This is a genomic window from Kocuria sp. cx-455, assembly GCF_057707085.1.
Genome location: NZ_JBYIPM010000003.1, coordinates 278,599 through 304,274, shown reverse-complemented (window position 1 = coordinate 304,274; position 25,676 = coordinate 278,599). Strand labels below are relative to the sequence as shown.

25 protein-coding genes and 1 tRNA gene are annotated in these 25,676 nt (G+C 65.5%); 8 read left to right on the top strand and 18 right to left on the bottom strand.

Features of this window, described 5'->3' with window-relative positions; genetic code table 11:
- Positions 1-105 precede the first annotated feature (105 nt).
- Positions 106-1,941: a BCCT family transporter gene (locus AC3ENJ_RS06900; protein WP_190806725.1), complete on the bottom strand. Its 1,836-nt coding sequence runs from the start codon at positions 1,939-1,941 to the stop codon at positions 106-108.
- Positions 1,942-2,290: 349 nt separating this feature from the next.
- Between AC3ENJ_RS06900 and AC3ENJ_RS06895 the strand changes: the two genes are divergently transcribed.
- Positions 2,291-2,491 (top strand): DUF3073 domain-containing protein, encoded by a 201-nt coding sequence (locus AC3ENJ_RS06895; protein WP_190780644.1) that lies wholly within the window; start codon positions 2,291-2,293, stop codon positions 2,489-2,491.
- A gap of 185 nt (positions 2,492-2,676) precedes the next feature.
- Here AC3ENJ_RS06895 and purM read toward each other — a convergent pair whose 3' ends face one another.
- The 5 genes from purM to AC3ENJ_RS06870 all read right to left on the bottom strand — a co-directional run bounded on the left by purM (position 2,677) and on the right by AC3ENJ_RS06870 (position 7,242).
- On the bottom strand, positions 2,677-3,840 hold the full coding sequence (gene purM, locus AC3ENJ_RS06890) for a phosphoribosylformylglycinamidine cyclo-ligase (RefSeq protein WP_431813509.1): 1,164 nt from the start codon (positions 3,838-3,840) through the stop codon (positions 2,677-2,679).
- A complete protein-coding gene (purF, locus tag AC3ENJ_RS06885) occupies positions 3,837-5,381 on the bottom strand; it encodes an amidophosphoribosyltransferase (RefSeq protein ID WP_190806727.1) in 1,545 nt (514 codons plus the stop codon). The genes purM and purF overlap by 4 nt, the downstream gene beginning before the upstream one ends.
- 12 nt (positions 5,382-5,393) lie before the next feature.
- Entirely contained in the window at positions 5,394-5,735 is a 342-nt protein-coding gene (locus AC3ENJ_RS06880; RefSeq protein ID WP_190806728.1) for an ABC-2 transporter permease, read from the bottom strand.
- Between the two features lie 78 nt (positions 5,736-5,813).
- Positions 5,814-6,179, bottom strand: coding sequence for a sterol carrier family protein (locus tag AC3ENJ_RS06875; protein WP_190780640.1), 366 nt, complete (start codon positions 6,177-6,179; stop codon positions 5,814-5,816).
- 61 nt (positions 6,180-6,240) lie between these two features.
- Complete coding sequence (locus AC3ENJ_RS06870; protein ID WP_190806729.1) at positions 6,241-7,242, bottom strand: asparaginase; 1,002 nt, start codon at positions 7,240-7,242, stop codon at positions 6,241-6,243.
- Between the two features lie 71 nt (positions 7,243-7,313).
- Between AC3ENJ_RS06870 and purD the strand changes: the two genes are divergently transcribed.
- Entirely contained in the window at positions 7,314-8,609 is a 1,296-nt protein-coding gene (purD, locus tag AC3ENJ_RS06865; RefSeq protein ID WP_431813508.1) for a phosphoribosylamine--glycine ligase, read from the top strand.
- Complete coding sequence (locus tag AC3ENJ_RS06860; protein ID WP_190780637.1) at positions 8,606-9,577, top strand: phosphoribosylaminoimidazolesuccinocarboxamide synthase; 972 nt, start codon at positions 8,606-8,608, stop codon at positions 9,575-9,577. Before purD ends, AC3ENJ_RS06860 begins: the two co-directional genes overlap by 4 nt.
- Before the next feature lie 25 nt (positions 9,578-9,602).
- Here the strand turns inward: AC3ENJ_RS06860 and AC3ENJ_RS06855 are convergent, their stop codons facing one another.
- Both AC3ENJ_RS06855 and AC3ENJ_RS06850 read right to left on the bottom strand, forming a co-directional pair.
- Positions 9,603-9,965, bottom strand: coding sequence for an MGMT family protein (locus AC3ENJ_RS06855; protein WP_431813507.1), 363 nt, complete (start codon positions 9,963-9,965; stop codon positions 9,603-9,605).
- The gene (locus AC3ENJ_RS06850) at positions 9,958-10,911 is read right to left on the bottom strand and encodes a sensor histidine kinase (RefSeq protein WP_431813506.1); all 954 of its coding nucleotides are present in this window, start codon (positions 10,909-10,911) and stop codon (positions 9,958-9,960) included. The genes AC3ENJ_RS06855 and AC3ENJ_RS06850 overlap by 8 nt, the downstream gene beginning before the upstream one ends.
- A gap of 447 nt (positions 10,912-11,358) precedes the next feature.
- Here AC3ENJ_RS06850 and AC3ENJ_RS06845 point away from each other — a divergent pair, with 447 nt between their 5' ends.
- The gene (locus tag AC3ENJ_RS06845) at positions 11,359-12,123 is read left to right on the top strand and encodes a response regulator (RefSeq protein ID WP_431813505.1); all 765 of its coding nucleotides are present in this window, start codon (positions 11,359-11,361) and stop codon (positions 12,121-12,123) included.
- A gap of 345 nt (positions 12,124-12,468) precedes the next feature.
- On the opposite strand, the gene AC3ENJ_RS06840 is transcribed toward AC3ENJ_RS06845, so the two are convergent.
- Positions 12,469-13,200: a FadR/GntR family transcriptional regulator gene (locus tag AC3ENJ_RS06840; RefSeq protein ID WP_190780633.1), complete on the bottom strand. Its 732-nt coding sequence runs from the start codon at positions 13,198-13,200 to the stop codon at positions 12,469-12,471.
- A gap of 82 nt (positions 13,201-13,282) precedes the next feature.
- Positions 13,283-14,953, bottom strand: a complete 1,671-nt coding sequence (locus tag AC3ENJ_RS06835; protein WP_431813504.1) for an L-lactate permease — start codon at positions 14,951-14,953, stop codon at positions 13,283-13,285.
- Positions 14,954-15,158: 205 nt separating this feature from the next.
- Here AC3ENJ_RS06835 and AC3ENJ_RS06830 point away from each other — a divergent pair, with 205 nt between their 5' ends.
- From AC3ENJ_RS06830 to AC3ENJ_RS06820, 3 genes are read left to right on the top strand one after another with little or no spacing between them, the layout of a single operon-like run.
- Complete coding sequence (locus AC3ENJ_RS06830) at positions 15,159-15,992, top strand: (Fe-S)-binding protein (RefSeq protein WP_431813503.1); 834 nt, start codon at positions 15,159-15,161, stop codon at positions 15,990-15,992.
- Positions 15,989-17,815 (top strand): lactate utilization protein B, encoded by a 1,827-nt coding sequence (locus AC3ENJ_RS06825; RefSeq protein ID WP_431813502.1) that lies wholly within the window; start codon positions 15,989-15,991, stop codon positions 17,813-17,815. Before AC3ENJ_RS06830 ends, AC3ENJ_RS06825 begins: the two co-directional genes overlap by 4 nt.
- Positions 17,812-18,456: a LutC/YkgG family protein gene (locus AC3ENJ_RS06820; protein ID WP_190806736.1), complete on the top strand. Its 645-nt coding sequence runs from the start codon at positions 17,812-17,814 to the stop codon at positions 18,454-18,456. The genes AC3ENJ_RS06825 and AC3ENJ_RS06820 overlap by 4 nt, the downstream gene beginning before the upstream one ends.
- 40 nt (positions 18,457-18,496) lie before the next feature.
- Here AC3ENJ_RS06820 and AC3ENJ_RS06815 read toward each other — a convergent pair whose 3' ends face one another.
- From AC3ENJ_RS06815 to thiO, 5 genes are all read right to left on the bottom strand, one after another.
- A complete protein-coding gene (locus AC3ENJ_RS06815) occupies positions 18,497-19,297 on the bottom strand; it encodes an SDR family oxidoreductase (protein WP_431813501.1) in 801 nt (266 codons plus the stop codon).
- A gap of 228 nt (positions 19,298-19,525) precedes the next feature.
- Complete coding sequence (moeB, locus tag AC3ENJ_RS06810) at positions 19,526-20,722, bottom strand: molybdopterin-synthase adenylyltransferase MoeB (RefSeq protein ID WP_431813500.1); 1,197 nt, start codon at positions 20,720-20,722, stop codon at positions 19,526-19,528.
- Complete coding sequence (locus AC3ENJ_RS06805) at positions 20,719-21,726, bottom strand: thiazole synthase (RefSeq protein ID WP_431813499.1); 1,008 nt, start codon at positions 21,724-21,726, stop codon at positions 20,719-20,721. Before AC3ENJ_RS06805 ends, moeB begins: the two co-directional genes overlap by 4 nt.
- A gap of 1 nt (position 21,727) precedes the next feature.
- Complete coding sequence (gene thiS, locus AC3ENJ_RS06800) at positions 21,728-21,982, bottom strand: sulfur carrier protein ThiS (protein ID WP_190806740.1); 255 nt, start codon at positions 21,980-21,982, stop codon at positions 21,728-21,730.
- A gap of 11 nt (positions 21,983-21,993) precedes the next feature.
- The gene (thiO, locus tag AC3ENJ_RS06795; RefSeq protein WP_431813498.1) at positions 21,994-23,244 is read right to left on the bottom strand and encodes a glycine oxidase ThiO; all 1,251 of its coding nucleotides are present in this window, start codon (positions 23,242-23,244) and stop codon (positions 21,994-21,996) included.
- Positions 23,245-23,420: 176 nt separating this feature from the next.
- Here thiO and thiE point away from each other — a divergent pair, with 176 nt between their 5' ends.
- Complete coding sequence (gene thiE / locus AC3ENJ_RS06790) at positions 23,421-24,077, top strand: thiamine phosphate synthase (RefSeq protein ID WP_190806742.1); 657 nt, start codon at positions 23,421-23,423, stop codon at positions 24,075-24,077.
- Here thiE and AC3ENJ_RS06785 read toward each other — a convergent pair whose 3' ends face one another.
- From AC3ENJ_RS06785 to AC3ENJ_RS06775, 3 genes are all read right to left on the bottom strand, one after another.
- Positions 24,078-24,497, bottom strand: a complete 420-nt coding sequence (locus tag AC3ENJ_RS06785) for a thiol-disulfide oxidoreductase DCC family protein (protein ID WP_308495797.1) — start codon at positions 24,495-24,497, stop codon at positions 24,078-24,080.
- The gene (locus AC3ENJ_RS06780; protein ID WP_431813497.1) at positions 24,494-25,348 is read right to left on the bottom strand and encodes a PhzF family phenazine biosynthesis protein; all 855 of its coding nucleotides are present in this window, start codon (positions 25,346-25,348) and stop codon (positions 24,494-24,496) included. Before AC3ENJ_RS06780 ends, AC3ENJ_RS06785 begins: the two co-directional genes overlap by 4 nt.
- Before the next feature lie 176 nt (positions 25,349-25,524).
- A tRNA-Pro gene (locus AC3ENJ_RS06775) sits at positions 25,525-25,601 on the bottom strand.
- Positions 25,602-25,676 lie beyond the last annotated feature (75 nt).

Below are 25,676 nucleotides of genomic sequence, written 5' to 3'. Positions count from 1 at the left end.
TCCGCCTGGGTGAGGCTGCGGCATCGGCCCGGCCGGCCCGATACAACTTGGCGCCGGTGGCTGCCCTGACCGGGGCAGCCACCGGCGCCATGCTGGGTGGGGACCTTACCGGGAATCGTCGTCCTCCACGTACCGATCTTCGCGGTAGTCGTAGTCCACGGGTTGATCGTCCTCGTCGGTGCGCTGGTACCAGGCGCTCATGCGCTCCGAGGTGGAGTCCACGTCGTGACCGGCGGCGGTCGGGCCCTTCTCGCGGCGGATCTCGATGGCGAAATCGTCGCCGTGCTGGTCCATTCCCTGGCGCACCGCGTTATCCAGTGCCTTGCGGGCGTAGCGGTGGCGCAGGCTCATGGGGTCGGTGCTCAGATCCCGCAGGAACGCGGGGATCAGGGCCAATAGGATGACCGCGAACGGCAATGCCGCCACGGTCACCAGGTCCTGAAGCCCCTGCAACGCGTCCGAACCCCCGACCAGGAGCATGATCGAGGAAACACCGGCCAACGCCAGGCCCCAGAAAATGGTGATCCTCCTGTCCGGGTGGGGTTTGCCCTGCTGGGACATGGAGGCCATGACCAGGGTCGCGGAGTCCGCGGAAGTGATGAAAAAAACGGCCAGCAGAATGATGATCACGATGGGCGTGATCTGGCTGAGGGGCAGCGCGTCCAGCATCAGGAAGAGCATCGCCTCGGGAGAGGCGGCGCTGGCGATGTCCGCGCCGGAGCGCTGCAGCCAAATGGCCGTGCCGCCAAAGATGGAGAACGCGAGCACGCAGATCAGAGTGGGCGCCAACAGCACCACGCTCACGTACTGGCGTAGGGTGCGGCCGCGCGAGATGCGAGCCACGAAGGTGCCGACGAAGGGTGCCCAGGAAACCCACCAGGCCCAGTAGAACAGGGTCCAGCTGCGCATGAATTCCTCGGCCTCCGGGCCCCAAGAGGCGGACATCGAGATCATCTGAAACATCTCACCGAAGTACGTGCCCACCACGGAGGGAATGAAGTTCAACAGGAATACGGTGGGGCCGGCAACGAACAGGAAGAACGCCACGATGGCGGCCAGGACCATGTTGAAGTTGGAGAGTCGACGGATGCCCTTGGCCACTCCGGAGACGGCCGAAATCAAGAACACGCAGGTCAGAATCGCGATGATGGCGATCAACAGGCCATTGCCCACGTCGCTCATTCCGGTGATGATCTGCAGACCGCTGCCGATCTGCAGGGTTCCCAGGCCCAGGGACGCCGAGGTTGCGAACAGGATGCCGATGATGGCAAACGTGTCGATCAGTCGGCCACCCACGGTCAGATGTGCCCGCTGGCCGAAAATAGCGGACATCAACAACGGGCGACCGCGGCGGTAAGCGGCGTACCCCACGGCGGCACCCACCAGGGCGTAAATGGCCCACGCCTGCAAACCCCAATGGAAGATGGTTTGAGCCATGGCAGAGTGCATGGCATGGTACGTCTCCGCTTCCGCGCGGCCCGGCGGGGGAGTCATGTAATAGGTGATCGGTTCATAAACACCGAAGAAGATCAAACCCACGCCCATCCCGGCGGCGAACAGCATCGCGATCCAGGACCCCATGGAGTAGGCGGGCGCTTCACCGTCCTTGCCCAGGGGAATTTTGCCGTACCGGGAGAAACCCACGTAGAGCAGGAACAACAGCACCACGGCGGCCAGCAACGTGAAGATCCAACCGCCGTACGTGACGACACCGGTCAGTGCGCTCGACGCGACCCGGGTCAAGGTTTCGGTGGACACCGCACCCCACACCACGAAACCGATGATCAGCGCCCCGGCCACACCGAATGTGATCTTGTCGGTGCGGTAGCGGACGCGCTGCTCCTCCACGGAAACACCCGGAACCAAACCCGGGTGAGTGTCGTGGGGATAGCGTGCGGTGGCGTCGTCGGACCCGGCAACCGGGCGGGACGAGGATCTCATGACGGAACCTGCGTTCTGAACTGAAGATGGCGGCGTCGGCCGCCCGGACCGTAACACCTTAGCGGGCAGCCGCCCGCGGTTGGGCCCGCGAGGGTCGCCCGAGAGACACGTGAGTTCGCCAACACAGTGGATTCGGTGCCCAGAGTGGTGGATTTGCCGTGCGTTTGCAACGAGCGAGACCGTGTAAAGAGATTCTTGTCATGTGATGAAGCGCTCGTCAGCAAGGGCGGGTAAAAGCATGTAACCTGGACCTACGAAAAACTGACAAGATACTCCGGGGCCGTACTGTGTGCGCAGTGCGTTGATACGGTGCCGCCCATCGGACACGAGACGCAGAGGGGGTCACGCCATGGGGCGCGGCCGTCAAAAGGCGAAGGCGACACGGCAGGCGCGGGAGATGAAGTACTTCAGCCCGCAAACCGACTACTCGGCGCTGCAGCGCGAGCTGCGGTCCAGCAAACCGTCCTCCCGAGCCGTAGACCACGAGGATCGTCACGAGGAAGAAGATGATTACTCGGCCTACGCGGAGAAATACTCCGACTACGACTGACCTGGTTCACGCGGAAACCCACTGAGGCCCGCGTCACCGCCAGCACAACGCATGCGTCACGCGAACGTGGAGCACCATGTTTCGGGTCCGAGCACGTTGTCCTTGACAAGCAACCGCCCCACACCATAAGTGGTTGGGGCGGTTGCTTGTGCGCACTTCCTGTTGATACGTAGGACCGGGAACGATCAGTTGGCGTAGGTGCCCGTCATGAGCACGCCGCCGCCGTCCACGCCCTTGGCTCCTTGCACCCAGTCCGGCCCTGCGTGCTTGGCGCCGGCGTCCACGGGGCCTACTTCGCCCATGAGCCAGGAATTCACGCCACGCTTGTTGAGGTGCTCCACGGCGGCATCCGCCACCGAGGGATCCACAATGGCAACCATGCCCACGCCCACATTGAGGGTGCGCTCCAGATCCGGCAGGGGAACATTGCCCAGCTGACCAACCAATTGGAAAACGGCCGGCAGCTGCCACGTGGAACGGTCCACGGTGGCTTGCAACCCCGAGGGAAGCACGCGGGCCAAATTGGCGGCCAAGCCTCCGCCGGTCACGTGCGAGAACCCCCGGACGCCGTGGCCCGTCTGCCCGTCCTCGCCGTTGACGGGGAAGGCCCGGGCCAGGTCCAGGACATCGGCGGTGTAGACGCGCGTGGGCTCGAGCAGTTCCTCGCCCAGGGTGCGACCGAGTTCGGAGACCTGACGTTCCAGCTGCCAGCCGGCCACATTGATCACCCGGCGCACCAGGGAGTACCCGTTGGAGTGGATGCCGGAGGAAGCCATGCCGATGATCACGTCACCGGCCCGCACACGGTCCGGTCCGAGTAACTCATCCGCCTCGACCACGCCGGTGGCCGCTCCGGCCACGTCGTACTCGTCCGGAGCCAGCAGGCCCGGGTGCTCGGCGGTCTCGCCACCGACCAAGGCGGTCCCGGCGGCGTCGCACGCGGCCGCAATGCCACGCACGATGTCAGCGATACGCTCGGGAACCACCTTGCCCGTGGCGATGTAATCGGTCATGAACAGCGGTTTGGCGCCCACCACCACGATGTCGTCCACGACCATGCCCACCAGGTCCCAGCCAATGGTGTCGTGGATGTCCAGGCTCTGGGCAATGGCCACCTTGGTGCCCACGCCGTCCGTGGAGGTCGCCAGGTACGGTTTGCGGTACGTGGTGAGTTCCGAGACGTCATAGAGCCCGGCGAATCCACCCACGCCACCGATCACGTTGGACGAGTGAGTGGCCTTGACCGCAGACTTCATGAGTTCCACGGCGCGGTCACCGGCTTCAACGTCCACTCCGGCGCTCGCGTAGGTCACGGACTGGGCACCGGCGCCGTCTTGGATGTTGCTCATGCGCTGTTCTCCTGGGTGGCAGGGATCTGGGGTACGGTCTGGTTCGGCTCGCGCAGCTTCGCCGGCGGTGCCGTGCTGCCCGGAGCTTCGAGAACGGCCTTGCCGAGCCTGTCGGCCTCGGGCAGGGGAGTGGGGTACATGCCGGAGAAGCATGCCGTACACAGGATCTCCCGGGGCTGCTTGGTGGCTTCGACCATGCCGTCATGGGAGATGTACCCCAGCGAATCGGCACCCAGGGATGCCCGGATGTCCTCCACGGCAAGCCCGTTGGCGATCAGTTCCGCGCGAGAGGCAAAGTCAATGCCGTAGAAGCACGGCCATTTGATGGGCGGTGAGGAGATCCGGATGTGGATTTCCGCAGCCCCGGCCTCGCGCAGCATCCGCACCAGTGCGCGCTGCGTGTTGCCGCGCACGATCGAGTCGTCCACCACGATCAGCCTCTTACCGGCCACGATCGAGCGCAGCGGGTTCAGTTTGAGCCGGATGCCCAGCTGGCGGATGGTGTCCGAGGGCTGGATGAACGTGCGGCCCACGTAGGAGTTCTTGACCAGCCCGTGACCGAACGGGATGCCGGAGGCTTCCGCGTAGCCAATAGCGGCCGGGGTCCCGGATTCGGGGGTGGGCATGACCAGGTCCGCGTCGACCGCGTGTTCGCGGGCCAGCTGGCGGCCCATTTCCACGCGGGATTCGTAGACCGAGCGCCCGTTGATGGTGGTGTCCGGGCGGGCCAGGTACACGTACTCGAAGACGCAACCGGCGCGCTTGGCCTCCGCGAAGCGGCGGGTTCGCAGGCCGTTCTCGTCCACGGCAATGAATTCACCGGGTTCGATTTCACGCACCAGCGATGCGCCCACGATGTCCAGGGCAGCCGTTTCGGACGCGACCACCCAGCCGCGCTCCAAACGACCCAGCACCAGTGGGCGGATGCCCTGGGGGTCGCGAGCGGCGTACAGCGTGGTTTCGTCCATGAAGGACAAGCAGAAGGAGCCGGTGAGTTTGGGCAGCAGGTGCATGGCGGCGTCCTCGAGGGACCCGTGAGGGTGCTCCGCCAGCAGCGCCGTGATCAGCGCGGTGTCCGTGGTGTTGCCCTGGGCCATTTCACCGCGGGACGGGAAACCCGACTTGTCGATGAGCTGGTCGTGCAGTTCGGCGGAATTGGTCAGGTTGCCGTTGTGGGCCAGCGCCACCGTTCCGTGCGGGGTGGCACCCAGGGTGGGCTGCGCGTTGGCCCAGTGGGACCCACCCGTGGTGGAGTAGCGACAGTGGCCCACGGCCACGTGCCCCTGGAGCGTGTTCAACGTGGTCTCGTCAAAGACCTGGGACACCAGCCCCATGTCCTTGTAGACCGAGATCCGGTCACCATCGGACGTGGCAATGCCCGCGGACTCCTGCCCGCGGTGCTGCAACGCGTACAGCCCGTAGTACGTAAGTTTGGCTACGTCCTCGCCGGGGGCCCACACGCCGAAAACGCCGCATGCGTCCTGGGGGCCTTTTTCACCGGGCAAGAGGTCATGAGTGAGTTTTCCATCGGATCGAACCACCACAATAGTGTCTCACGATCCGGGGCGGTCACGACTTTCGCGCACGTCATCAATCTGCGCGGTGACATTGCGGCGGCGTTTGACCGAAAGGCGGTCGATGATCAATGACACCACCGAGCCCGCCGCCGCGCCGATCAGAAGGCCGATGACCAGGAAGAATCCCACGATCGCGCCGCGCGTGTAGTACTGGGACTCCGGGCCCAGGAGCCCGAACAGAAAGCCCGCGACCGCGCCCAGAATCATCCCCGTGATGAGGAAGGCGAGCAGATTGGGGGCCCGGCGGATGGTCATCCGTTCCTTGCGCGAAGGCTCGGGGGAAGCAGACTCGGGGGTGTTGTTGGGCACGGAACTCATGGGTGCCAGGCTATCGCGGGTTCACCGGCCCGCGGTATTCGCGGGCCGGTGAGCGCCGGGGATCTGCTGGCACTCACCTCAGTCGAACAGCGGCAGCCAGTCGGAGAGGTCGGTTCTGGTTCCCGACGCCGCCACCGCGCCGTCCGCCACGGCGCTCGCCCAATCGAGTTGGCCGGTGGCGAGGCGCAGCCACGTGAGGGCATCGGTTTCCACCACGTTCGGGGGTGTGCCGCGGGTGTGGCGGGGTCCGGCCATGCACTGGGTCACGCCGAAGGGGGGTACCCGCACTTCAACGGAGTTTCCTTCGGCGCGGGTGGCCAGTTCTTCCAAGCAGTAGCGCACGGCCAAGGCCGTGGTCTTGCGCGGTGACGCATCGGGGTCCTGGCGCCACCGGGCCAGGGCTAGGGTGCCGTCCGCGGGATTGACCTTGCGACGCACGCTCACGGTGCGATGCCTCCAGAAGTAGTAGCGATTCGTTGGCTGGGGATCCGTCGAGCGGAGCCGGTCAGCCGAGCAGGTCCAGCACGGGACGCGCGAGCTTAATGGCACCCACGGGTTTCCCGGCCCCGGTAATGGGGCGCAGCACCTTGTCCAGGACGCGAGCGGCGTCCCCGGTGGAAATGGCACCCACCTGAGCGAGGAGTGTGAGGCCCACCAGCGCGTTGGCGCGGGACGAGCCGTCGAGCATCTTGATGGCCACGGACCAACCACCCCGCGTTCCCAGGCCCAGCACGCCTTCCGCGCCGAGCTTGGTGATCACGTCCAGCTCCTCCATGATCACGGTGTTCGAGCGGCCGGGACCCTGGACGTACTCGGGATAGTCGAGCATGGAGGTCGCCACCGTAGCGGCGCGGGCGTCCGCCTGAATGTTGCGTGCCGCGCGACCCAGCGTGGAGTACATGCGGGCCAGCCCGGTCAGGGTGAGCGCCGTGAGCGGTGCCCCGCAGCCGTCGATGCCCACGTGCTGGGCCCGTTCGCCGGAAAAATTCTCGATGGTCTCGATCACGAGCTGCTGCAGCGGATGCTGCGGATCCAGGTAGCTGTCCAGGGGCCACTCGTTGACCACGCAGGCCCACAGGAACGCCGCGTGCTTGCCGGAGCAGTTCATGCACATGCGGTTCTTGCCGCGCTCGGTGCGGATCAACCAGGCACGGGTGTCCTCGTCCTGCGGCCAGTCCTGGGGGCACTGCAGTGCGTCCGGGGTCAGCTCTGCTGCTTTGAGGATGGAGCTGACCGCATCCAGGTGATCGAAGGTGCCCGTGTGGGAGGCGGCGGCGATGGCCACCTGATCTCCACGCAGCGGGGCGCCGGCCTTCATGGACGCAATGGCCTGGAACGGTTTGAGCGTGGAACGGGGGAAGATCAGTTCGTCCGGGGCGCCCAAGGACAGGGCCACGGAACCGTCCGGGGCTAGGACCACGGCCGAGCCGCGATGCCGGGACTCCACGAACCCGCTGCGCTCGACCTCTGCGAGATCAACGGCCTGTTCAGAACTGAAAGTGTGCATGCACCCCAGTATGTCAGCGTGATCACGGGAAACGTTGGAGTAGGTGCACCCCGTGCCGATACGCTGAGCACGTGAAGGTTTTGGTGGTGGGCCCAGGCGGCCGAGAACACGCGATAATCAAGTCCCTGCTGAGAGATCCCAAGGTCAGCGAAGTTCACTCCGCACCCGGTAACGCCGGGATCGCCCGGGACGTTCCCGTGCACGCCGTGAACGCCCAGGACCCCCGAGCGGTCACCGAGCTGGCTCGTGAACTGCGCGCGGATCTCGTGGTGGTGGGCCCGGAGGCCCCGTTGGTCGCGGGCGTGGGCGATGCCCTGCGCGGAGCCGGGTTCGCGGTGTTCGGGCCCTCCAAGGACGCCGCGCGCATCGAGGGCTCCAAGGCGTTCGCCAAGGAGATCATGGCCGCCGCCCACGTCCCCACGGCACGCGCCGTGGCCACCTCCGACATGGCAGAGGTCCGCGAGGCGCTCGCGGAGTTCGGCGCGCCGCACGTGGTCAAGGACGACGGCCTGGCCGCGGGCAAGGGCGTGGTGGTCACCAGCGACACCGACCGCGCGGAGGCCCACGCTCGTGAGTGCATCGAGGCTGGCGGCGCCGTGGTGATCGAGGAGTTCCTGGACGGCCCCGAGGTCTCCTTGTTCGTCATCACGGACGGCGAGCGCGTGGTTCCGTTGCTCCCCGCGCAGGACTTCAAACGCGTACGCGACAACGATCAGGGCCCCAACACGGGCGGCATGGGGGCGTACACGCCCCTGGATTGGCTGCCCGAGGGGTTCACGGACGAGGTCGTGGAGCGTGTGGCCCGCCCCGTGGTGGCTGAATTACGACGCCGCGGCACACCTTTCGTGGGTGTGCTCTACTGCGGCCTCGCGGCCACCCGGCGCGGCATACAGGTCATTGAATTCAACGCGCGTTTCGGAGACCCCGAGACCCAGTCCGTGCTGACCATGCTCGAGTCCCCGCTGGGCGAGCTCATGCTCGACGCCGCCGCCGGCCGCCTCTCCGAGGACCGAGCCCTGCAGTGGAAGCCCGGTGCGTCGGTGACCGTGGTGCTCGCGGCGCAGAACTACCCCGGAGCTCCGCGCAAGGGTGATCCCATCAGTGGTCTGGACCGGATCGACTCCGTGGCCGAGACCCACGTGATCCACGCGGGCACCGCCGCCGACACCGCGGGAGACATTGTCTCCGCCGGTGGCCGCGTGCTGGCCGTGGTGTCCCACGGTGCAGATCTCCAAGAAGCTCGCGAGCGTGGTTATCGTGGAATGGAATTGATCTCCCTCCCCGGTGGGCATTACCGCGGTGACATTGCGCTCGCTGCCGCCGAGGGGCGCGTCACGCTCCCGACCACAGCTGAGGAACAAGCATGAGTGAGCATTCCGTACCGCCCGAGATTCCCGGCTGGAAGCACGCCTATACGGGTAAGGTCCGCGAACTGTATGTACCGGACGAATCCCGCCTGCGGGCCACCGGGGTTGCCATCCACGACAACGCCGAGTACCGCGCCGGGTCCGTCCTGGTGCTCGCGAGTGACCGGATTTCCGCGTTCGACCAGGTGCTGCCCACCGAGATCCCGGACAAGGGCATCATCTTGAATCAGTTGTCCCTGTGGTGGTTCGAGCAGCTCACGGGCATCCCCAATCACATTCTCACGACCGACGTTCACGAATCGGTGCGCGGCCGTGCGGTGATCTGCAAAAACCTGTCCATGTTCCCGGTCGAGAACATCGTGCGCGGTTATCTCACCGGCTCGGGCCTCAAGGATTACAAGGCAACGGGATCGATCTGCGGCGTGGAGTTACCCGAGGGGCTGAGGGACGGAGATCGGCTGGAGAGCCCCATGTTCACCCCGACCGGTAAGGCCGAGCTGGGTGAACACGATGAGCCCATCACCTTCCGGGAAATGTCCGATGTGGTGGGTAACGCAGTGGCGGACCGCTTACGTGAGCTGTCGCTGACCATTTATTCGGAGGCCGAGGAGATTGCACGCGAGCGCGGTATCATCGTGGCCGACACCAAGATGGAGTTCGGGCTGGACTCCTACCGAGGTGCCATCACACTGGGTGACGAGGTTCTGACCCCGGACTCCTCCCGCTTCTGGGATGCGGAGACCTACAGACCGGGTCAAGCGCAGCCCTCGTTCGACAAACAGTACGTCCGTGACTGGTTGCGTTCCGAGGAGTCCGGGTGGGACGGTAACGGCCCCGTTCCGGAACTTCCCGAACACGTGGTCGAGAAGACACGCGCGCGGTACGTGGAAGCCTACGAGCGGCTCACCGGGCGGGTGTTCGAGCCCAAGGGCCCGTTCTTCGAGGTCGCGGGTCCCGCGGAGTACTGAGGCCGGGGCTTTCCACACGGGGTGTTCACTGCCTTGGGTCCGAGAAGAATTCCGGGGGGTCGTCCCAGCGTGCGGTTTGCATCGCCACCTGTACGAGGTGGGCATCAGAGTTCTTGAGCGGGGTTCCTTCCGCCAGGTAGTGCTCGCGTGCCGCGATCTGGAGGTGATCCGGCAGGGAACCGTCCGCGCGCACGATCCGCCACCAGGCGACGTCGTCACCGGCGAGACCGCGCGAGAGGATGCGAGCGGCCAACCGCGGGGAACTCAGCCCGGCGAGTTCGGCGAGATCGCCGTAGGACAACACCCTCCCGGATGGCATCGCGAGCACCACACGGCGGACGGCTCGTGCGGCGTGATCACCGGAGAGGGGCGCCGCTGGCTCACGCATTGGCGAACGGGATCCGCACGTCCAAGACCCAGCGACCGTTGTCCGGTCCATAGGTGACATCCCCGTTGAGCAGCGCCACGCGCTCCTGGATGCCGTGCAGCCCGTAGCCGGACGTGAGGGGATATTCGTCAGGACCGACCTCGTAGGAGTGCTGGAGCTGGTTCTCCGTACGGATGAGCATCACGTTGGTATCCAGGGCGAGGAACAACAGGCAGTCCGAACCGGCGGGCGCGTACTTAATGATGTTGGTAGTAGCTTCCTGCAGAATGCGCGCTGCGGTGCCGCGCACGGTGGTGGGCAGCTTGTCGAAACCGTCATGGGCGTTCACGGTGACCCTGAAGCCGGCTGCGCTGAGACTCGCACTGAGGGAAGCCATCAGGTTCTTCAAGGAGCCGGTGGTCAGACCGGATGAGCTGTCGTTCCTGGTCACGGCCCCCGGAGACTCGCGCAGAATGTGCAGCAGGGTGCGCAGTTCTTGGAGGCCGGACCGGGCCGCGTTCTCGATGGTGGAGATGGTCTCGTGCAGTACTGCGGGATCCTCCTGCCGGTGGGAACCCGCAGCCTGCATGGTCACGAGAGTGAGTTCGTGAGCCACCACGTCATGGAGGTCACGGGCGAGTTCCAGGCGTTCCTGTTCACGCAGCTGCTGGTGTGCGGCCTCCACACTTCTCAAGCGAGCCTTGTTCTCCCGATGCTGGATGACCAAAAACCGTAGGGCTACGCCGATCATCACCCCGACCACCAACGGTGTTCCCATGATCCACAGGGCGTCCGTGGTGCTTTCCACCACGACGGCCGTGATGGTCCAGGCTGCGAGGGCCAAGCTGTAGACCATGGTCAACAGGCGTGGCAACATGCTCACGGTGGCCACCGTGACAATCACCGCGCAAATAAGGGTGGAGGCGTAGTTGTGGGTAAGCAGCGCCAGAACCAGAGGAACTGGCATCAATGCACTTGCAACGCCCGGTCGCCATGCAATCAGAGCCAACGACACGTAGCCGAGTGTCATCTGAACGGCCACGAGAATCATCGTGGATGCAGCATATGTCGCCGGGTCTAGTGCTCGGAGATCGTCAAAAAGTCCAATTGCAGCGAAGAGAACCAATGTGACGCGAAGCCAGACAGGCAGTGGACTGGTGCGGCTGAAGCCCTCCCGCACGGAGGTAGATCCGGTCGGTGTGGCGATTACCACCCGCCGCAGAGCTGGGGGATGTAACGGCAAAGGGCGCTGCCCGGGCCCTTTTCGGCGGCACCCTGCTGAGCGGTCAACGCGGGGCCCCCCACGGTGAACAACAGGGAGCAAGCAATCAGAGTCGCTGCGAGAGCCTGCTTGAAACTCTTTGCGGCTCCGGTTTGGTCAGTATGGCGGGGGGACATGGTGTGAGGTGAGTTCATGGGATCAGTTTATGATCAGAATATGGATTCGTGCACCCTTATGTTGGTCGATGACCACCCGCTCATGCGCGATGCACTGCGAAATCTATTTGATGCCGAGCCAGGATTCCAGGTCTTGGGTGAAGCGTCCGAGGGAGCCGAAGCCGTTCAAATGTGCTTGGAGCTGGATCCCGATGTAGTGCTCATGGACATCCGGATGCCCGGAATGGACGGGATCGAGGCCACCGCGCAAATCGTCCACCAGGCGCCCCGCAGCAAAGTTCTCGCACTCACCACTTTTTCTACGCTCGAGTATGTCGTGCCAGCACTTCGGGCGGGGGCCTCCGGATATTTGGTTAAAGATGCTCGCCATGAAGAAATAGTTTCTGCAGTGTTGCAGGTACGAGAAGATGAAATGACGCTGTCGCAGTCCGTGGCGAATTCATTGGCGAACAATGTGCTGGGTGATGTGCCGGTCCCCTCGGTACGCAAAAGTTGGAATGAACCGACCAATACCCCTCCGGTGGAGTCATACGGCGCGGCGAGTCGGCAGTCCTACGTCCCGGAGCTGACGGCCCGCGAACTGGACACCCTGCGGTGGATCGCCAAGGGACTCAACAACAACGAGATCGCGGAGAAGATGAAAGTCTCTCACGGAAGCGTCAAGGCGTACGTGTCGCAACTGTGCGACAAACTCGGCGCTCGGGACCGGGTCCAGGTGTTGATCGCGGGTATCCAAAGCGGCTTGGTGAAGCCGGAACTGACCGAAGATCTCACCCGGTGAATTGGTTCACAGGCTTTTCACAGGTCGGGGGCCTCAACTCTGGCCATTTGGCCATGTTCACCCGGCGGTGCGGTGCGGCACAGTAGTACATGAACGCGACGAAAGAAGTGTTCACCGGCTCAGGTTCTTGGGTGAGGCAGCAAGTGTACGGTGCCGCCAATATATGCCTGGGTCACGCTGAACTCGCGGCGGGGGTCTTGTTTGGCCCTCCCCGGTTAGAGCTCCGGAAGACTTGGATCACCTTGCGTGATGCTCCGAGACTCCCGTCGCGTCAGCACCGTAGAAGTAAGATGCGGCCCCTCTCGACTAGGAGGGGCCGCATTTCTGCTGCCGCACGTTGTGAGGCTACCGCGATGGATTCTGGGTGCGCGGCACCAAGCTGTAGAACCAGTTGATGTGATCGCGCAACAATCGGGTTGCTCGCTTGCCGTCGCGCTCGGTGACGGCCGCGAGAATGCCACGGTGCTGGGTCTGCAACGAGGAACGGATACTTGCCCAGTCCTCCAAGGTGGCCACGGTTTCTTGAACGTAGCCAATGGTGGCGTCACGCAGCGACACCATGACGGTCTCCAGCACCACGTTACCCGCCAGGGAGGTCAGGAGCAGGTGGAACTGGGCGTCCAGGGCGTGGAACTCATCGTTGGGCATGGCGGGGTCGTCCATGCGGTCCAGCATGTCGTGGGCCTGGGTCAGAATGGCGTCCCGGTCCGTGTGATCATCGTTGTCACCCGACGCCGCATCCCACGCCGCTTGGGTTTCCAACATGAGACGTGTGGTGACAACGTCCTTGACCGGTAGCGCCTGGGTGGCAATGTGCATGCGGAGGGCCCAGCCGAGGGCGGCGGAAGGTTCGGAAATCACCGTGGCGCCGGCGTGGGAACCGGAGCCGGTGCCCGAACGCAACAGCCCCATGGCGTCGAGGATGCGGATGGCCTCACGTACCGACGCGCGAGAAATGGAGAAGTGCTCCGCCAACGCTCGTTCCGCAGGGAGTTTGTCACCCACGCGAATCTTCCCATCGCGCAACTGCTCCTCGAGCCAGTTCAACACCACCGTGTAAGCGGGGGTGGAAACCATGTGGTCCTCCTGCGGGTTGTTGAAAGAAAACCGCCCGTCACCCGTGATGCACGAGTGGCGGGCGGTTTATGCATCGTCAAGTCTATGCCGCGGGAAGCATCCAGGCGAGCACGTTGGACTGCAGAAACACCAGGCAGCACAGCGCGAGCAGCAAGCCAATGGACCATGGAATCACCGAACGGAAAATCTTGGACTCCTGACCTTGCATGCTCACCGCGGTTGCGGCAATAGCCAGGGACTGCGGTGAAATCATCTTGCCCACCACGCCACCGGACGTGTTGGCCGCGGTCATCAAGTAGGGGTCCAGACCGGATTCCAAGGCCGCGGTCTTCTGCAGGTTGGCGAACAGCGCGTTGGCGGAGGTGTCCGAACCGGTCACGGCGGTGCCCACCCAGCCCAGCACCGGAGAGAAGAACGCGAACGCCGCACCCAGGCCGGCCACGAACGTTCCGATGGAAATGGTCTGGCCGGAGAAGTTCATGACGTAGGCGAGGGAGAGTACGGAGGCAATGGTCAGAGCGGAGAAACGCATCTTCCATGCACTGCGGCCGATCTCGGCGAGTGCGTTGCCCACGGTGAGCTTGAAGCGGCCGTGATTATTGAACACCGAGTAGATGATGGCGACCAGCAAGCCGGAGATCAGTAAGAGCGTGCCCGGGCTGGACAGCCACTGGAAGTTGTACACGGAACCAGAAATGGGCTCACCGGCGGAGTTCAACAGGTGACCGTGCAGGCCCGGCCAGGGGATCTTGATATCGGTCGCTGCGAGAGCCTGGGGGACATTGACGCCCCAGGTCCACAACTTGGCGATACCGAAGACCGCGACCACCAGGATGTAGGGCAGCACTGCCATCCAGGCGCGCACCGGCGTCAGGCCGTCCACGCTCTGGGGCCGATCGATGCCCAGATCCGCACGAACTTCCTCGGCGCCCTTGGGTTTCCAAAAGCGCATGAGAATCACCGCCGCAGCAAGGCCCGCGAGGGATGCCACCACGTCCGTGAGTTCGTAGGAGAAGTGTGTGGCGCACCACCACTGGGCAATGGCAAAGGTGCCGCCCACGGCCAGCGCAGCGGGCCAGGCCTGCCTGAGGCCACGTACGCCGTCGACAATCATGAGCAGGAAGAACGGAACCACGAACGCGAAGAACGGGGCCTGGTGACCGACCACGGCACCAATGTGTGCCGGGTTCAGGCCCGTGAGCACGCCGGCGGTCGTGATGGGAATGGCGATCGCGCCGAACGCGACGGGCGCGGTGTTGGCGATCAGTACCACAGTGGCCGTCTTGAGCGGCTTGAGGCCCAGCGCCAGGATCATGGTCGCGGTAATGGCCACGGGCGCACCGAAACCGGCGAGGGCCTCCAGCAGACCGCCGAAGCAGAACGCGATCAGCATGGCCTGGATACGCAGGTCACCGCCGCCAATGGTGTCGAAGATGGTGCGCAGGTCCTCGAAGCGCCCGGACAATACCGTGACCTGGTAGAACCACAGCGCCATGACCACGATCCACACGATGGGGAACAGGCCGTACACGGCACCCTGCGTGGCGCTCAGTGCGGCGAGCTGGGCCGGCATGTTGAAACCGAAGATCGCCACGAGCAGCGCGGCACCCAGCGCGGTGAGGCCGGCCACGTGGGCGCTGGTCTTGAAGGCCAACAGCATCACGAAAAAGGTGAGCAGAGGGATGCAGCCCACCAGGGCTGAAAGTCCCACACTGCCACCCACGGCGTCGGTCATGGCGGTAAATGTGGTCACGCTGTCTCCTGCGGGCTCCGGTGGGTCCGTTCATATGGTCCGACCACTATGGTCAGACCACGAAGCATACATGATCCTCGTCACACTGCACAGTCAGTTCGGACGCGCCTCCGCGGGGCTGACACGATAAGCCTGGTTGTGTGATCGCGTTCACTCACCTAGCATGGTCAGACCACAGGAGCCAGAGGTATCGGAGATCAAGGTTGTGAGAATCGCACTGTTCGCCACGTGCATCGTGGACGCTATGTATCCCAAGGTTGCGCTGGCCACCGTGCGCGTTCTGGAGCGGCTCGGCCACGAGGTGGTATTTCCCCAAGGACAAGGTTGCTGTTCGCAAATGCACGTCAACAGCGGCTACTTCGAGGACGCCCTGCCCGTGATCCGCAATCACGTCAAGGCCTTCACCGAGGTCGAGTACGACGTGGCCGTGGCGCCGTCCGGCTCGTGCGTCGCGTCGCTGGGCCACCAGCAGCCGATGGTCGCGCGAAAGTGCGGGGACGACGTGCTGGCCGAACAGGCCGCGGATGTCGCCGCCACCACGTATGAACTCTCCGAACTGCTGATCGATGTGCTGGGCGTGACCGATGCCGCCGAGCAGCTCGGCTCCTGGTTCCCGGAAACCGTGACCTATCACCCCTCGTGCCACGGCATGCGCCTGCTGAACCTGGGGGACCGACAGAAGGACCTGGTGAAGTCCGTGGGCGGTATCGACTATCGCGAGCTGCCGGACGCGGAGGAATGCTGCGGTTTCGGCGGCACCTTCTCCTTCAAGAACCCGGACGTCTCCGGTGCCATGGCCGAGGCCAAGCTGCGCAACATCGAAACCTCGGGTGCTTCTCTGTGCACCGGCGGTGACTCGTCCTGCCTGATGCACCTGAGTGGTGCCGCGTCCAAGTGGAAAGCCCCGGTGCGCACCGTGCACCTCGTGGAGATCCTGGCCTCCACCAAGGAGAACCCACTCGTGGTGGAGGGCCCCGTGGAACTGTCCATCCCCGCGCAGGGTGCGCGGGCGGCGTCGCACGCTGGAGGTAACCGATGAGTATCACCGATCTGGGCATGCCCGCGGTGCGACCCGTGCACGGGCAGGGCAATCTGCACGCGCAGGTCGCATTCCCCAAGGCGGCCAAGGAAGAACTCAAGAACGATCAGATGCGCGCCAACATCCGGCACGCAACCCACACCATTCGCGGCAAACGGGCCAGCGTGGTGGGCGAGGTTCCGGACTGGCAGCAACTGCGCGATTCCGGATCGGCCATCAAGGAACGCGTGATGGCCAACCTGCCCGAGCTCCTCGAGGCATTCGAACAGAACGTGATGGCCCGCGGCGGCGTGGTGCACTGGGCGCGTGATGCGGACGAGGCCAACCGGATCGTGACCGAGCTCGTGCGGGAAACCGGCACCACGGATGTCATCAAGGTCAAGTCCATGGCCACTCAGGAAATCGGCCTGGACGCTCATCTCGAGGAACACGGCATCACCGCGACCGAAACGGACCTGGCGGAGCTCATCGTGCAGCTGGGCCGCGACAAGCCCTCGCACATCCTGGTCCCGGCGATCCACAAGAACCGCGAGGAGATCCGCGAGATCTTCCGCCGCGAAATGCCCGGAGCCACGGACGAGCTCACGAGCGAACCGCGCGTTCTAGCGGAGGCTGCCCGGCAGCATCTGCGAGAGAAGTTCCTGACCACGCGCGTGGCGATCTCCGGTGCGAACTTCGGCATTGCCGAGACGGGCACGCTGTCCGTGGTCGAGTCCGAGGGCAACGGGCGCATGTGCCTGACCCTGCCGGACACCTTGATCACGGTGATGGGTATCGAGAAGCTGTTGCCGGCCTACGAGGACCTCGAAGTCTTCTTCCAGTTGCTGCCGCGCTCCTCGACCGGCGAGCGGATGAACCCCTACACCTCGCTGTGGACCGGGGCGACACCGGGTGACGGGCCGCAGAATTTCCACGTGGTCCTGTTGGACAATGGTCGCTCCGCGGTGCTGTCCGACCCGGACGGCCGTTCGGCGCTGCATTGCATCCGCTGCTCCGCGTGCCTCAACGTGTGCCCGGTGTACGAGCACGCCGGCGGTCACGCCTACGGTTCCACGTACCCGGGGCCCATTGGCGCGATCCTCTCGCCGCAGCTCACCGGCATCACGTCCGAGAAGAACGCCTCCCTGCCGTACGCCTCCTCCCTGTGCGGCGCGTGCTACCAGGTGTGTCCGGTCAAGATCAACATTCCGGACATCCTGGTGCACCTGCGCGACGAGGATATTCGCACCCAGCACGGTCAACGCACCCAGGACGACGCCGCTGCGGCTCCCGTATCGCACGACCCCGCAACGGAGTCTGCGGACGACTGGCGGTCGGAGAAAGCACTGACGGGTCATGCGGATTCCGACCGCACCGATCCGGGCTCGCGGACACCGCGCGCCGCCACCCGCGGAGCCGCGAGTGACGTAGTTGCATCCGTGCGATCCGCCGGGCGCAAGATCGCCCAGTCCGCGCCGGCCCGGAAGATCCCCACGCAAATGGACGCCATGATGAAGGGCGCCTCGTTCGTGATGTCCTCGGGTAAGCGGATGTCACTTGCGGAAAAGGGCCTGCCGCTGGGTCGTGTGGTTGCGGGTCGTGATCATGCAATCGGTTGGCTGCCCGGTGTGGTGGGTGGTTGGACCGACCAGCGTGACGTTCCAGAACCGCCCAAGCAGTCCTTCCGCAACTGGTGGAAGAAGCACGAAGGTGAGACCGAGCAGCGGCTGGCCCAGGACGGCGTGGTCGCTTCCGACCCCAGCGACGGTTCTGCGGACGGGCCCGCGACCGAGCCGCCCCAGTCCAGCAACGGCAACAACGATCAGGACGGAGCGCAGCGATGAACGCGGACGCCAAAACCGAGATCTTGGCCCGCATCCGCGGCGCACTGACCGACCAGCCGGTTGTGCCGGAGACGCCGCGCGCCTACCGGAAGACGTCGGAGCTGTCCCGCGAGGAGATCGTGGAGATGCTCGAGGACCGGCTGCTCGATTACAAGGCGAATGTATTTCGTGAAACGGCGGAGTCCGTGGCCGAGCGCATCGCAACCCAACTGGGCGCATCGGCTCGCTACGTGATTCCGGAGGGATTCGATACGGCGTTCCTACCGGAGGACACGGCCGCCCGCCGTGTGATCATGGATCCCAATGATGCCCGTAAGGCGTCGGCTCTGAGTGTGCGGGAACTGAACCAGGTGGATGCGGTGGTGACATCCTCCACGGTGTCCTGCGCGCAGACGGGGACGATCTTCCTGTCCGGTCGCCCGGATGAGGGCCGCCGCGCCATCACGCTGGTTCCGGATCACCACATTTGCATTGTGCCGTTGGACTCGATCGTGGAACTGGTCCCGGAAGCCATGGCGCGGGTGGAACCGACCGCACCCACCACCATGATTTCCGGCCCGTCCGCCACATCGGACATCGAGTTGGAACGAGTGGAGGGCGTCCACGGTCCCCGCACCCTGGACGTGATCCTGCTGGGTTGATCCGCAGGGCCGCCCGCGACGGATCGGGCGGCCGTGCGGCTCACCAGGAGGAGTCGCCGCGGGTCAGTGCGTCGTAGCCGGAATCCACGAACAACACCTGACCGGTGATCTTGCCGGCTGCGGTGGAGGTCAGGAAGCAGATGGCGGCGGCGATGTCCTCGGCGCGGGCCGGACCGTTCAGGGGAGAGGGCATGCCCTGCTCCATTTGCTGGCGGCCCTCTTCGGTGGCGAAGAGCTGCTCGGTCATGGGCGTGATGACCACACCGGGAGCTACGGCGTTGAGCGAGATCCCCGCACCGGCGAACCCTTCGGTGGTGGCATTGCTGCGGATCCAGCGGGTCACGGCCTGCTTGGAGGAGGAATAGTTGAGATAACCGGCCATTCCGCCCGCGGCCACCAGCTGCTCGCCGATCGCTGCGGCGGTTGCACGGTCACCGTTGAGCATCGCCTCGAGGAGGTCGTCATGGGCTGGGTGCAACGACGCCGCGCTGGCGGTGATGCATACCCGCGGCGCATCCGACTGGTTGAGCAGGGGGAGCAGGCCCTCTACCGTTCCCACCGCGCCGAAGAAGTTGACGGCCACGTCCAGGGGAGCCTGCAACGAGGTTCCGGCATTGGCGATCACGCCGTCCACCACGGAGGTCAGTTGCGAGATCTCTTCCGCCATCCCGGCGATGCCCTCCTCGGTGGAGAGGTCCGCGACCACTTCCGTATTCTTGAGATCAACGCCGATGACCCGGTGGCCTTCTTCGATGAGCTGAGCGGCAGAGGCCTGACCGATGCCGGATCCGGCTCCGGTGACCACATAGACGCGAGGGGCAGCAACTTCAGTGTTGGGCACGATCTCTCCTCAGTGACACGGCCGGCCCCAGTGACTCGACCGTCAGTTTCATGGTGACACGTGTGACTGTTAAGGCCCCGAGAAGCTCTCCATATCGTCGATCTGGGCAGAACCCCTCCCACCCTGAAGTCTGGTGTGAGGTAACTGCAGCGGCGCAATCTGGTGTGAGGTCAGTGCAGAATTCTGGCCCACATCCCGCATTTGCCTCCCTTGAAACTGCCGGCAGCGTTAGTAGCGCGGCAGTGACGGGTCCACCTGGTCGATCCAGGCGAGCACACCGCCGTCCAGGTGCTTCACCGTGTCCTCCCGCAGCGCGTAGTCCCCCCGCAATGCACCGAGAGCCTGAGCGGAGCGCACTCCCGCCTTGCAGTGCAGAATCACATTGCCCTCCGCCGAATCCGGCAACGCGGACACACCGCGGTCCAGGATTTCCTGCAGCGGGACCTGTATTGATCCCGGGATGGAGACCAGATCCCGTTCCCAGTCTTCACGCACGTCGATCAGCGTGAAGGACGTTTCACCCAGGGAGCGGGAGGTCAGCAGCCCGGCCAGCTCCGGGGCGGTGACGGTTTCGTGGGAGGCGGGGGCGGCGTCGTCGGCGGGAGGGACCCCGCAGGCCACGGCGACCTGCGAGAGATCGGTGACCGGAGGGCGATCGGGATCCGGTAGAACGGTGAGTTCGCGCCAGGTCTGGGCGAGGGCGTCGTGGATGAGCACACGCCCCACCAGCGGGCGGCCGACACCGGTGATCAGTTTGAGCGCCTCGGTGACCATGACCGACCCGATGGTGGCCGGGAGCATGCCGAGCACGCCGCCCTCGGCGCAGGAAGGAACCTGACCGGGTGCCGGTGCCTCCGCGAAGAGGTCGCGATACACCGGGCCGTGGCCGGACCAGAACACGGACACCTGCCCGTCGAAGCGCAGGATGGACCCCCAGACCACCGGGATCCCCACGAGTTCGGCGGCGTCGGACACCAGATACCGCGTGCCGAAGTTGTCCGCGCCGTCCATGACCAGGTCGTAGCCGGAGATGACCTCCACGGCGTTCTCGGTGCTCAGGCGCTCGCCGTGCGTGATGACGGTGACCAGGGGATTCAGGCGAGCCACGGCGTCAGCGGCGGAATCAACCTTGGCGCGGCCGATGTCGGGCATCCCGTGTATCACCTGACGTTGCAGGTTGGACACGGAAACCACGTCGTCATCGACCACACCGAGGGTCCCCACTCCGGCCGCCGCAAGGTATTGCAGGGCGGGTGCCCCCAGGCCTCCGGCGCCGACCACCAGAACGCGCGCGTTCTTCAGTCGCCGCTGGCCATCGACTCCGAGTTGCGGGAGCGTGAGGTGGCGGGAATAGCGTTCGAGTTCATCGCGGCTGAGCTCTGGGGCGGGCTCGACGAGGGGCGGGAAGGGGGACGGTGCGGTCATGAAACGTGCGACTCCGAGTCTGACGGGGCGGGTGAGGACAACGGTGAAGACGACGAGACGGGGGAGGGCGCCGGCCAGTCCCCGCGGGGCACATCAGCTCCAGAGGTAGCGGACCCGGCAGTATCATTCCCCGTGCCGATCCGTCCGGCCATCGGTGACGACGCCACAGCGTGCGTGCGGCGTGCGATTCGGCCCGCTCCGCGCGCCAACCGCCCGGCATCCACCGCGTACCGCATGGCCTGAGCCATAGCCACGGGGTCCTGGGCGCGAGTCACGGCGGAGGCGAGCAGCACGGCGTCGCAACCCAGTTCCATGGCCAGTGCCGCCTCGGATGCCGTGCCGATCCCCGCATCCAGCACCACGGGAACGCTCGTCCGAGAGGCGATCAGCTCAATGTTGTGGGGGTTCAAAATGCCCAGTCCGGTTCCGATCGGCGCGCCCAGCGGCATCACCGCGGTGGCCCCGGCCCGTTCGAGGTGCAGCGCCAGAACGGGGTCGTCCGAGGTGTACGCGAACACTTTGAAACCCCGCGCCACGAGTTGTTCGGTGGCGTCGAGCAGTTCCACGCCGTCCGGGAGCAGGGTGTCCTCGTCCGCAATGACCTCCAGTTTCACCCAGTCCGTTTCCAGCGCTTCCCGCCCCAGCTCCGCGGTCAGCAGCGCATCCCTGGCGGTGTAGCAGCCGGCCGTATTGGGCAGCACCTTGATGTCGTTGCGGTGCAGGATTCCGTAGAGACTGTCCCGTGGCGACGACGCCGCGGCCCCGTGGTCGGCAGCATTGGTTCCGTTGCGCGGCGCCACCTCTTCAGCGTTCCGGCCGGCGCGGCCGGTGCCCGCGCCAAGGCCCGATCCGGGCGCGTAACGCCGCACCGCCACGGTGGTCAGTTCGGTGCCCGATGCCAGGAGCGCACGCTCCAACATCGCCAGATCCGTGAGACCGCCGGTGCCCATGATGAGTCGGGAGCCCAGGCTCACGCCGTCGATGATCAACTGATCGCTCGCCATCTCAGCCTCCCTGCACCGCGGTGACGATTTCCACGGTCTGGTTGGCTTCGAGCATGGTGTCGGACCAGCGGGCCCGGGGGATCACCGCGTGATCGAGCGCCACAGCAATGCCCAGCGGCTTGCCGTCGGCCGCGCGGCCCGCGGCGGTGATGTCGCGGCCGGTCAGGTCGGCCACGGCATCGGCCACCGACAGGCCCTCTGTGAGGGGTACGGGGTTTCCATTGACCAGGATGGTGTCCTGCGGGGCGGTATTCATGGCGTCACCTGCTACATCTCGGGGTGCGCGGGAGAATGCCGCGCGGGGTCTGTCGAGGTCAAGAAGTCGTGGTCGCGTTCGTGGCTGACGACCGGGTCCAACTCGCCGGTGGCCAGTTCGGCGGCGAGCCGTGAAGCCACGGGCGTGAGTAGGATGCCGTGCCGGAAGTGGCCGGTGCTGATAATCAGCCCGTTCACGGAACACAGCCCCACGTAGGGCAGATCGTCCGGGGTTCCGGGGCGGGCGCGGGCAATCATTTCCAGGACATCGCAGTCGTCCACGGCGGGCATAATTGCTCGCGCGTCCCGCAATAATTGATGCACGCCGCCAGCCAGCACCGAGTCGCGGCCGTCCTCACGGCTCGTTGCGCCCAGCACCAGCGTGCGGTCCGCGCGGGGCACCAGATAGACGGGCCGCCCGCCGACCCGCCCGCGCACCGTTCGCGCGATCAGGTTCTCCTCGCCCGGCAACAGCAACGAATCGGGTACCCGGAGCCTGAGAACATCGCCGTACACGGGGCGCAGTCGCAAATTCAAGTCAGGCGGCAGCTGTCCGGTGTCACCGGCGTTCAGACCGGTCGCCAGGACCACCGCGTCGCCCTCGACCGTCTCGCCGCCGTCCAGGAACACTCCGCTCACCCGGCGTTCGGGTCCGCGCGTCGAGAGAACCCGGTCCACCCTCGCATGGAACCAGCGCACGGGGCCGGGATCGGTGGCACCGTTCAGTGTGTCGATGACGGGCGCATCGAGCGCGTGCATCAGCGAGGCCGCGAGTAACCGGGGATCCACCTGGTGATCCGTGGGAATCCTGATGGCAGCGGCGAGATGCGGTGCGAGAGCGGGTTCGAGTTTTCGGGCCTCGCGGGCGGTGATGTTGTCCACCTGCATGCCGGCGGCCCGCTGATGATTCGTAAGATCCTGGAGGCTCTGCGCGTCCGCGGAATCCGCCCCGACCACCAGGGTCTCCTCCGTGCAGTAACCGCTGGGTAGTCCCGATGCCGCGGAGACACGCTCGATGAACGCCGGATACTCCACGGCCGAGGCGGCCATGAGCGGGTAGAGACCCTCTTGCCCGTACTGTGTTTCGGCAATGGGAGCCAACATGCCGGCGGCTGCGTAGGTGGCTCCCGAGGCAGGTTCGGGATCGGCGAGCGTCACGGCAACCCCGCGGCGTCGTAATTCGAAAGCGGTTGCCAGGCCGATCAGGCCGGCGCCCGCGACCACTGCGTGCCGTGGCGCACCGTGGTGACCAACGGGTGGCATAAGTACCACTTCACTCCCTCCGGCGGCATGATCCGCATCAGGTTTCCGGTCGGCGGCTCACGCCCTCTCAGCCCGCTGCGGTGGTTGCCGAGACAACAAGTGCGGACTCCCGTGGAACTACCGGCCGTGCGACCGATACCTGCCAGTGTAGCCGTGACCCGTGGCACCATGGCCACATGAGTGAGGAGCAGAATCTGGGAACCCGCAGGCGTGACGCGTTCGCGAAGGCCAAGCTGTACGTGTGCGTCACCGCGCGGCAAGACCGCGGCGACCTGCGGGAATTCCTGCATGCCGCGTACGAGGGCGGCGTGGACATCATCCAACTGCGTGACAAGACCCTCGAGGCCGCGGCCGAGATCCGGGCCATCGAGGTGCTCGCGGACGTTGCTCGGGACCACGGCAAGCTCTTCGCGGTCAACGACCGGGCGGACGTCGCCCTGCTCACCGGCGCGGACGTTTTTCACGTGGGACAGGGCGACCTCACCACCCCGCAGGCGCGCCGGCTACTGGGTGATGACGTGATCATCGGCCGTTCGTGCCTGTCCCGCGAACAGGTGGACGGCGCCATCGCGGATGAAGGGCTCGATTATTTCTGCACCGGGCCCGTGTGGGAGACGCCCACCAAACCCGGCCGAGCGGCCGTGGGCCTGGAACTGCCCACGTACGCGGCGGAGCACGCGGGCGACAAGGCGTTCTTCGCCATCGGCGGGATTGACGCGCAGCGGTTGCCGTCCGTGCTCGAGAGTGGTGCGTCTCGGATCGTGGTGGTTCGGGCGGTCACGGACGCCGCCGATCCCGAAGCTGCCGCCCGAGAGCTCCGGGCATTCTTGTAATTACGTGGTTCTGGTCGAGCATTGCCCCGGATGCTGCTCGCACCACGGAGTCACACCGGGGAACTTTCCGCGGTGGTCGGCAACCCACTGGTAGACACGATCCTGAAGCATTCGCGCCGGCGGGACGCGATACAGCCGGCCGAAGATGCGTGTGCCGAGGGCGGTGTCCAGGGTGGCGGCCACGGCGGCCGCGCCGGCTGTTTTCGTCTGGCCAGCCACGGCCCAAACTGCCGCGTGCGCTTGTGATTCGGTGAGACCGAAACGTTCCAGCACGTCCGGTTGTTGGTACGCGTGGGTGGTGATGCGGCCGTGCCGGTCGAGGATGCGTACCCACCCCACGGCGCGGGTGCAGAAGCCGCAGCGGCCATCGAAGATCAGGTCCAGTTCGCCCTTGCCGGGTCCGCTGTGCCGGTCGCTCACAGCAGCGCCGATCCGCTGATGCACGTGGTGCAGTGCCCGCCCACCCACACGGTGTCCTGGGCGTCCGAGGTCGCGGTCACACGCCCGCGGCGTCCCATGGCCGTGCCCTGTTGAGCGACGTACGACGACGGCGCACGGCCGGTTCTCATGAGCCACTGCGCCAGACTCGCGTTGAGACTCCCCGTGACGGGATCCTCGTACCCGCCGGTGCCGGTCACGAAGGCGCGGACTTCGAACTGTTGCGGGCTGCCCTCCGGATAGGGGCCCACCACGCCGATCTTGTAATTTCCCAGTGCCGGGTAATCCGGTTCGATGGCCAGGACGTCGGCGGCGGAGGGGAGCAGAACGGCTGCCCAGCCCGGTCCGTTGTCGACCCACTGATGAGCCACAATTTCCTCGTCATCCAGGCCCAGCCCGGCCGTGACTTGTTCGAGCATGGCCGGGTCGAAGCTCCCCGTCCGCGAGGTGGGCGGCGCGGCGAAGGTCAGCGCGCCGTCGTCGGTGGCTCGAATCTCGACCAGTCCGGCGGCGCATTCCTGCACGATGACATTGCCGGAGCGGGCGGCGTTTCCCGCCTGGAGCCAGGCGTGCGCCGAGCCGAGCGTGGGGTGACCCGCGAAGGGGAGTTCGCCGCCGGGGGTCCAGATCCGCATCCGGTAGTCAGCGTCCGGCGAGGTGGGTGGCAGGACGAACGTGGTTTCGGACAGATTGGTCCACCGGGCGAACCGGGCCATGTCCCGATCGCTGAGATCCGTGCCGTCGAGCACCACCGCGACCGGATTGCCCATGTGGGGCTCGCGGGAGAAGACATCGACCTGGGCGAACGGACGCCGGCGTTGCTGATCAGTCATGGGTTGATTCCATCACATGCCGATCCGGGACCGCGCCAGCCGTCGCAGCGGATGCGTCCCGGGCGGCCAGTTGGGGAACCTGCTCTTCGTCGCGGCAGTCCCGCGGGATGCGCACGGAGGCCTCCGGACATGAAAAATCCCCTTGCCGTCACGGACAGTGATGACAAGGGGAAATTTGGTCGGGATGACAGGATTTGAACCTGCGACCTCGTCGTCCCGAACGACGCGCGCTACCAAGCTGCGCCACATCCCGATGTTGGCAGGCGTACCCGCAAACAACTGCTCCAGCATAGCGGGACTCAAGTGTGATTGTGAAATCCACGTTTGG

Excerpts from the sequence above, each read along its gene's own strand:
- AC3ENJ_RS06900 (WP_190806725.1), bottom strand. The coding sequence starts at position 1,941 with ATGAGATCCTCGTCCCGCCCGGTTGCCGGGTCCGACGACGCCACCGCA.
- AC3ENJ_RS06895 (WP_190780644.1), top strand. The coding sequence starts at position 2,291 with ATGGGGCGCGGCCGTCAAAAGGCGAAGGCGACACGGCAGGCGCGGGAG.
- purM (WP_431813509.1), bottom strand. The coding sequence starts at position 3,840 with ATGAGCAACATCCAAGACGGCGCCGGTGCCCAGTCCGTGACCTACGCG.
- AC3ENJ_RS06880 (WP_190806728.1), bottom strand. The coding sequence starts at position 5,735 with ATGAGTTCCGTGCCCAACAACACCCCCGAGTCTGCTTCCCCCGAGCCT.
- AC3ENJ_RS06870 (WP_190806729.1), bottom strand. The coding sequence starts at position 7,242 with ATGCACACTTTCAGTTCTGAACAGGCCGTTGATCTCGCAGAGGTCGAG.
- AC3ENJ_RS06860 (WP_190780637.1), top strand. The coding sequence starts at position 8,606 with ATGAGTGAGCATTCCGTACCGCCCGAGATTCCCGGCTGGAAGCACGCC.
- AC3ENJ_RS06855 (WP_431813507.1), bottom strand. The coding sequence starts at position 9,965 with ATGCGTGAGCCAGCGGCGCCCCTCTCCGGTGATCACGCCGCACGAGCC.
- AC3ENJ_RS06850 (WP_431813506.1), bottom strand. The coding sequence starts at position 10,911 with ATGCCAGTTCCTCTGGTTCTGGCGCTGCTTACCCACAACTACGCCTCC.
- AC3ENJ_RS06845 (WP_431813505.1), top strand. The coding sequence starts at position 11,359 with ATGGGATCAGTTTATGATCAGAATATGGATTCGTGCACCCTTATGTTG.
- AC3ENJ_RS06840 (WP_190780633.1), bottom strand. The coding sequence starts at position 13,200 with ATGGTTTCCACCCCCGCTTACACGGTGGTGTTGAACTGGCTCGAGGAG.
- AC3ENJ_RS06825 (WP_431813502.1), top strand. The coding sequence starts at position 15,989 with ATGAGTATCACCGATCTGGGCATGCCCGCGGTGCGACCCGTGCACGGG.
- AC3ENJ_RS06820 (WP_190806736.1), top strand. The coding sequence starts at position 17,812 with ATGAACGCGGACGCCAAAACCGAGATCTTGGCCCGCATCCGCGGCGCA.
- moeB (WP_431813500.1), bottom strand. The coding sequence starts at position 20,722 with ATGACCGCACCGTCCCCCTTCCCGCCCCTCGTCGAGCCCGCCCCAGAG.
- AC3ENJ_RS06805 (WP_431813499.1), bottom strand. The coding sequence starts at position 21,726 with ATGGCGAGCGATCAGTTGATCATCGACGGCGTGAGCCTGGGCTCCCGA.
- thiS (WP_190806740.1), bottom strand. The coding sequence starts at position 21,982 with ATGAATACCGCCCCGCAGGACACCATCCTGGTCAATGGAAACCCCGTA.
- thiO (WP_431813498.1), bottom strand. The coding sequence starts at position 23,244 with ATGCCACCCGTTGGTCACCACGGTGCGCCACGGCACGCAGTGGTCGCG.
- thiE (WP_190806742.1), top strand. The coding sequence starts at position 23,421 with ATGAGTGAGGAGCAGAATCTGGGAACCCGCAGGCGTGACGCGTTCGCG.
- AC3ENJ_RS06780 (WP_431813497.1), bottom strand. The coding sequence starts at position 25,348 with ATGACTGATCAGCAACGCCGGCGTCCGTTCGCCCAGGTCGATGTCTTC.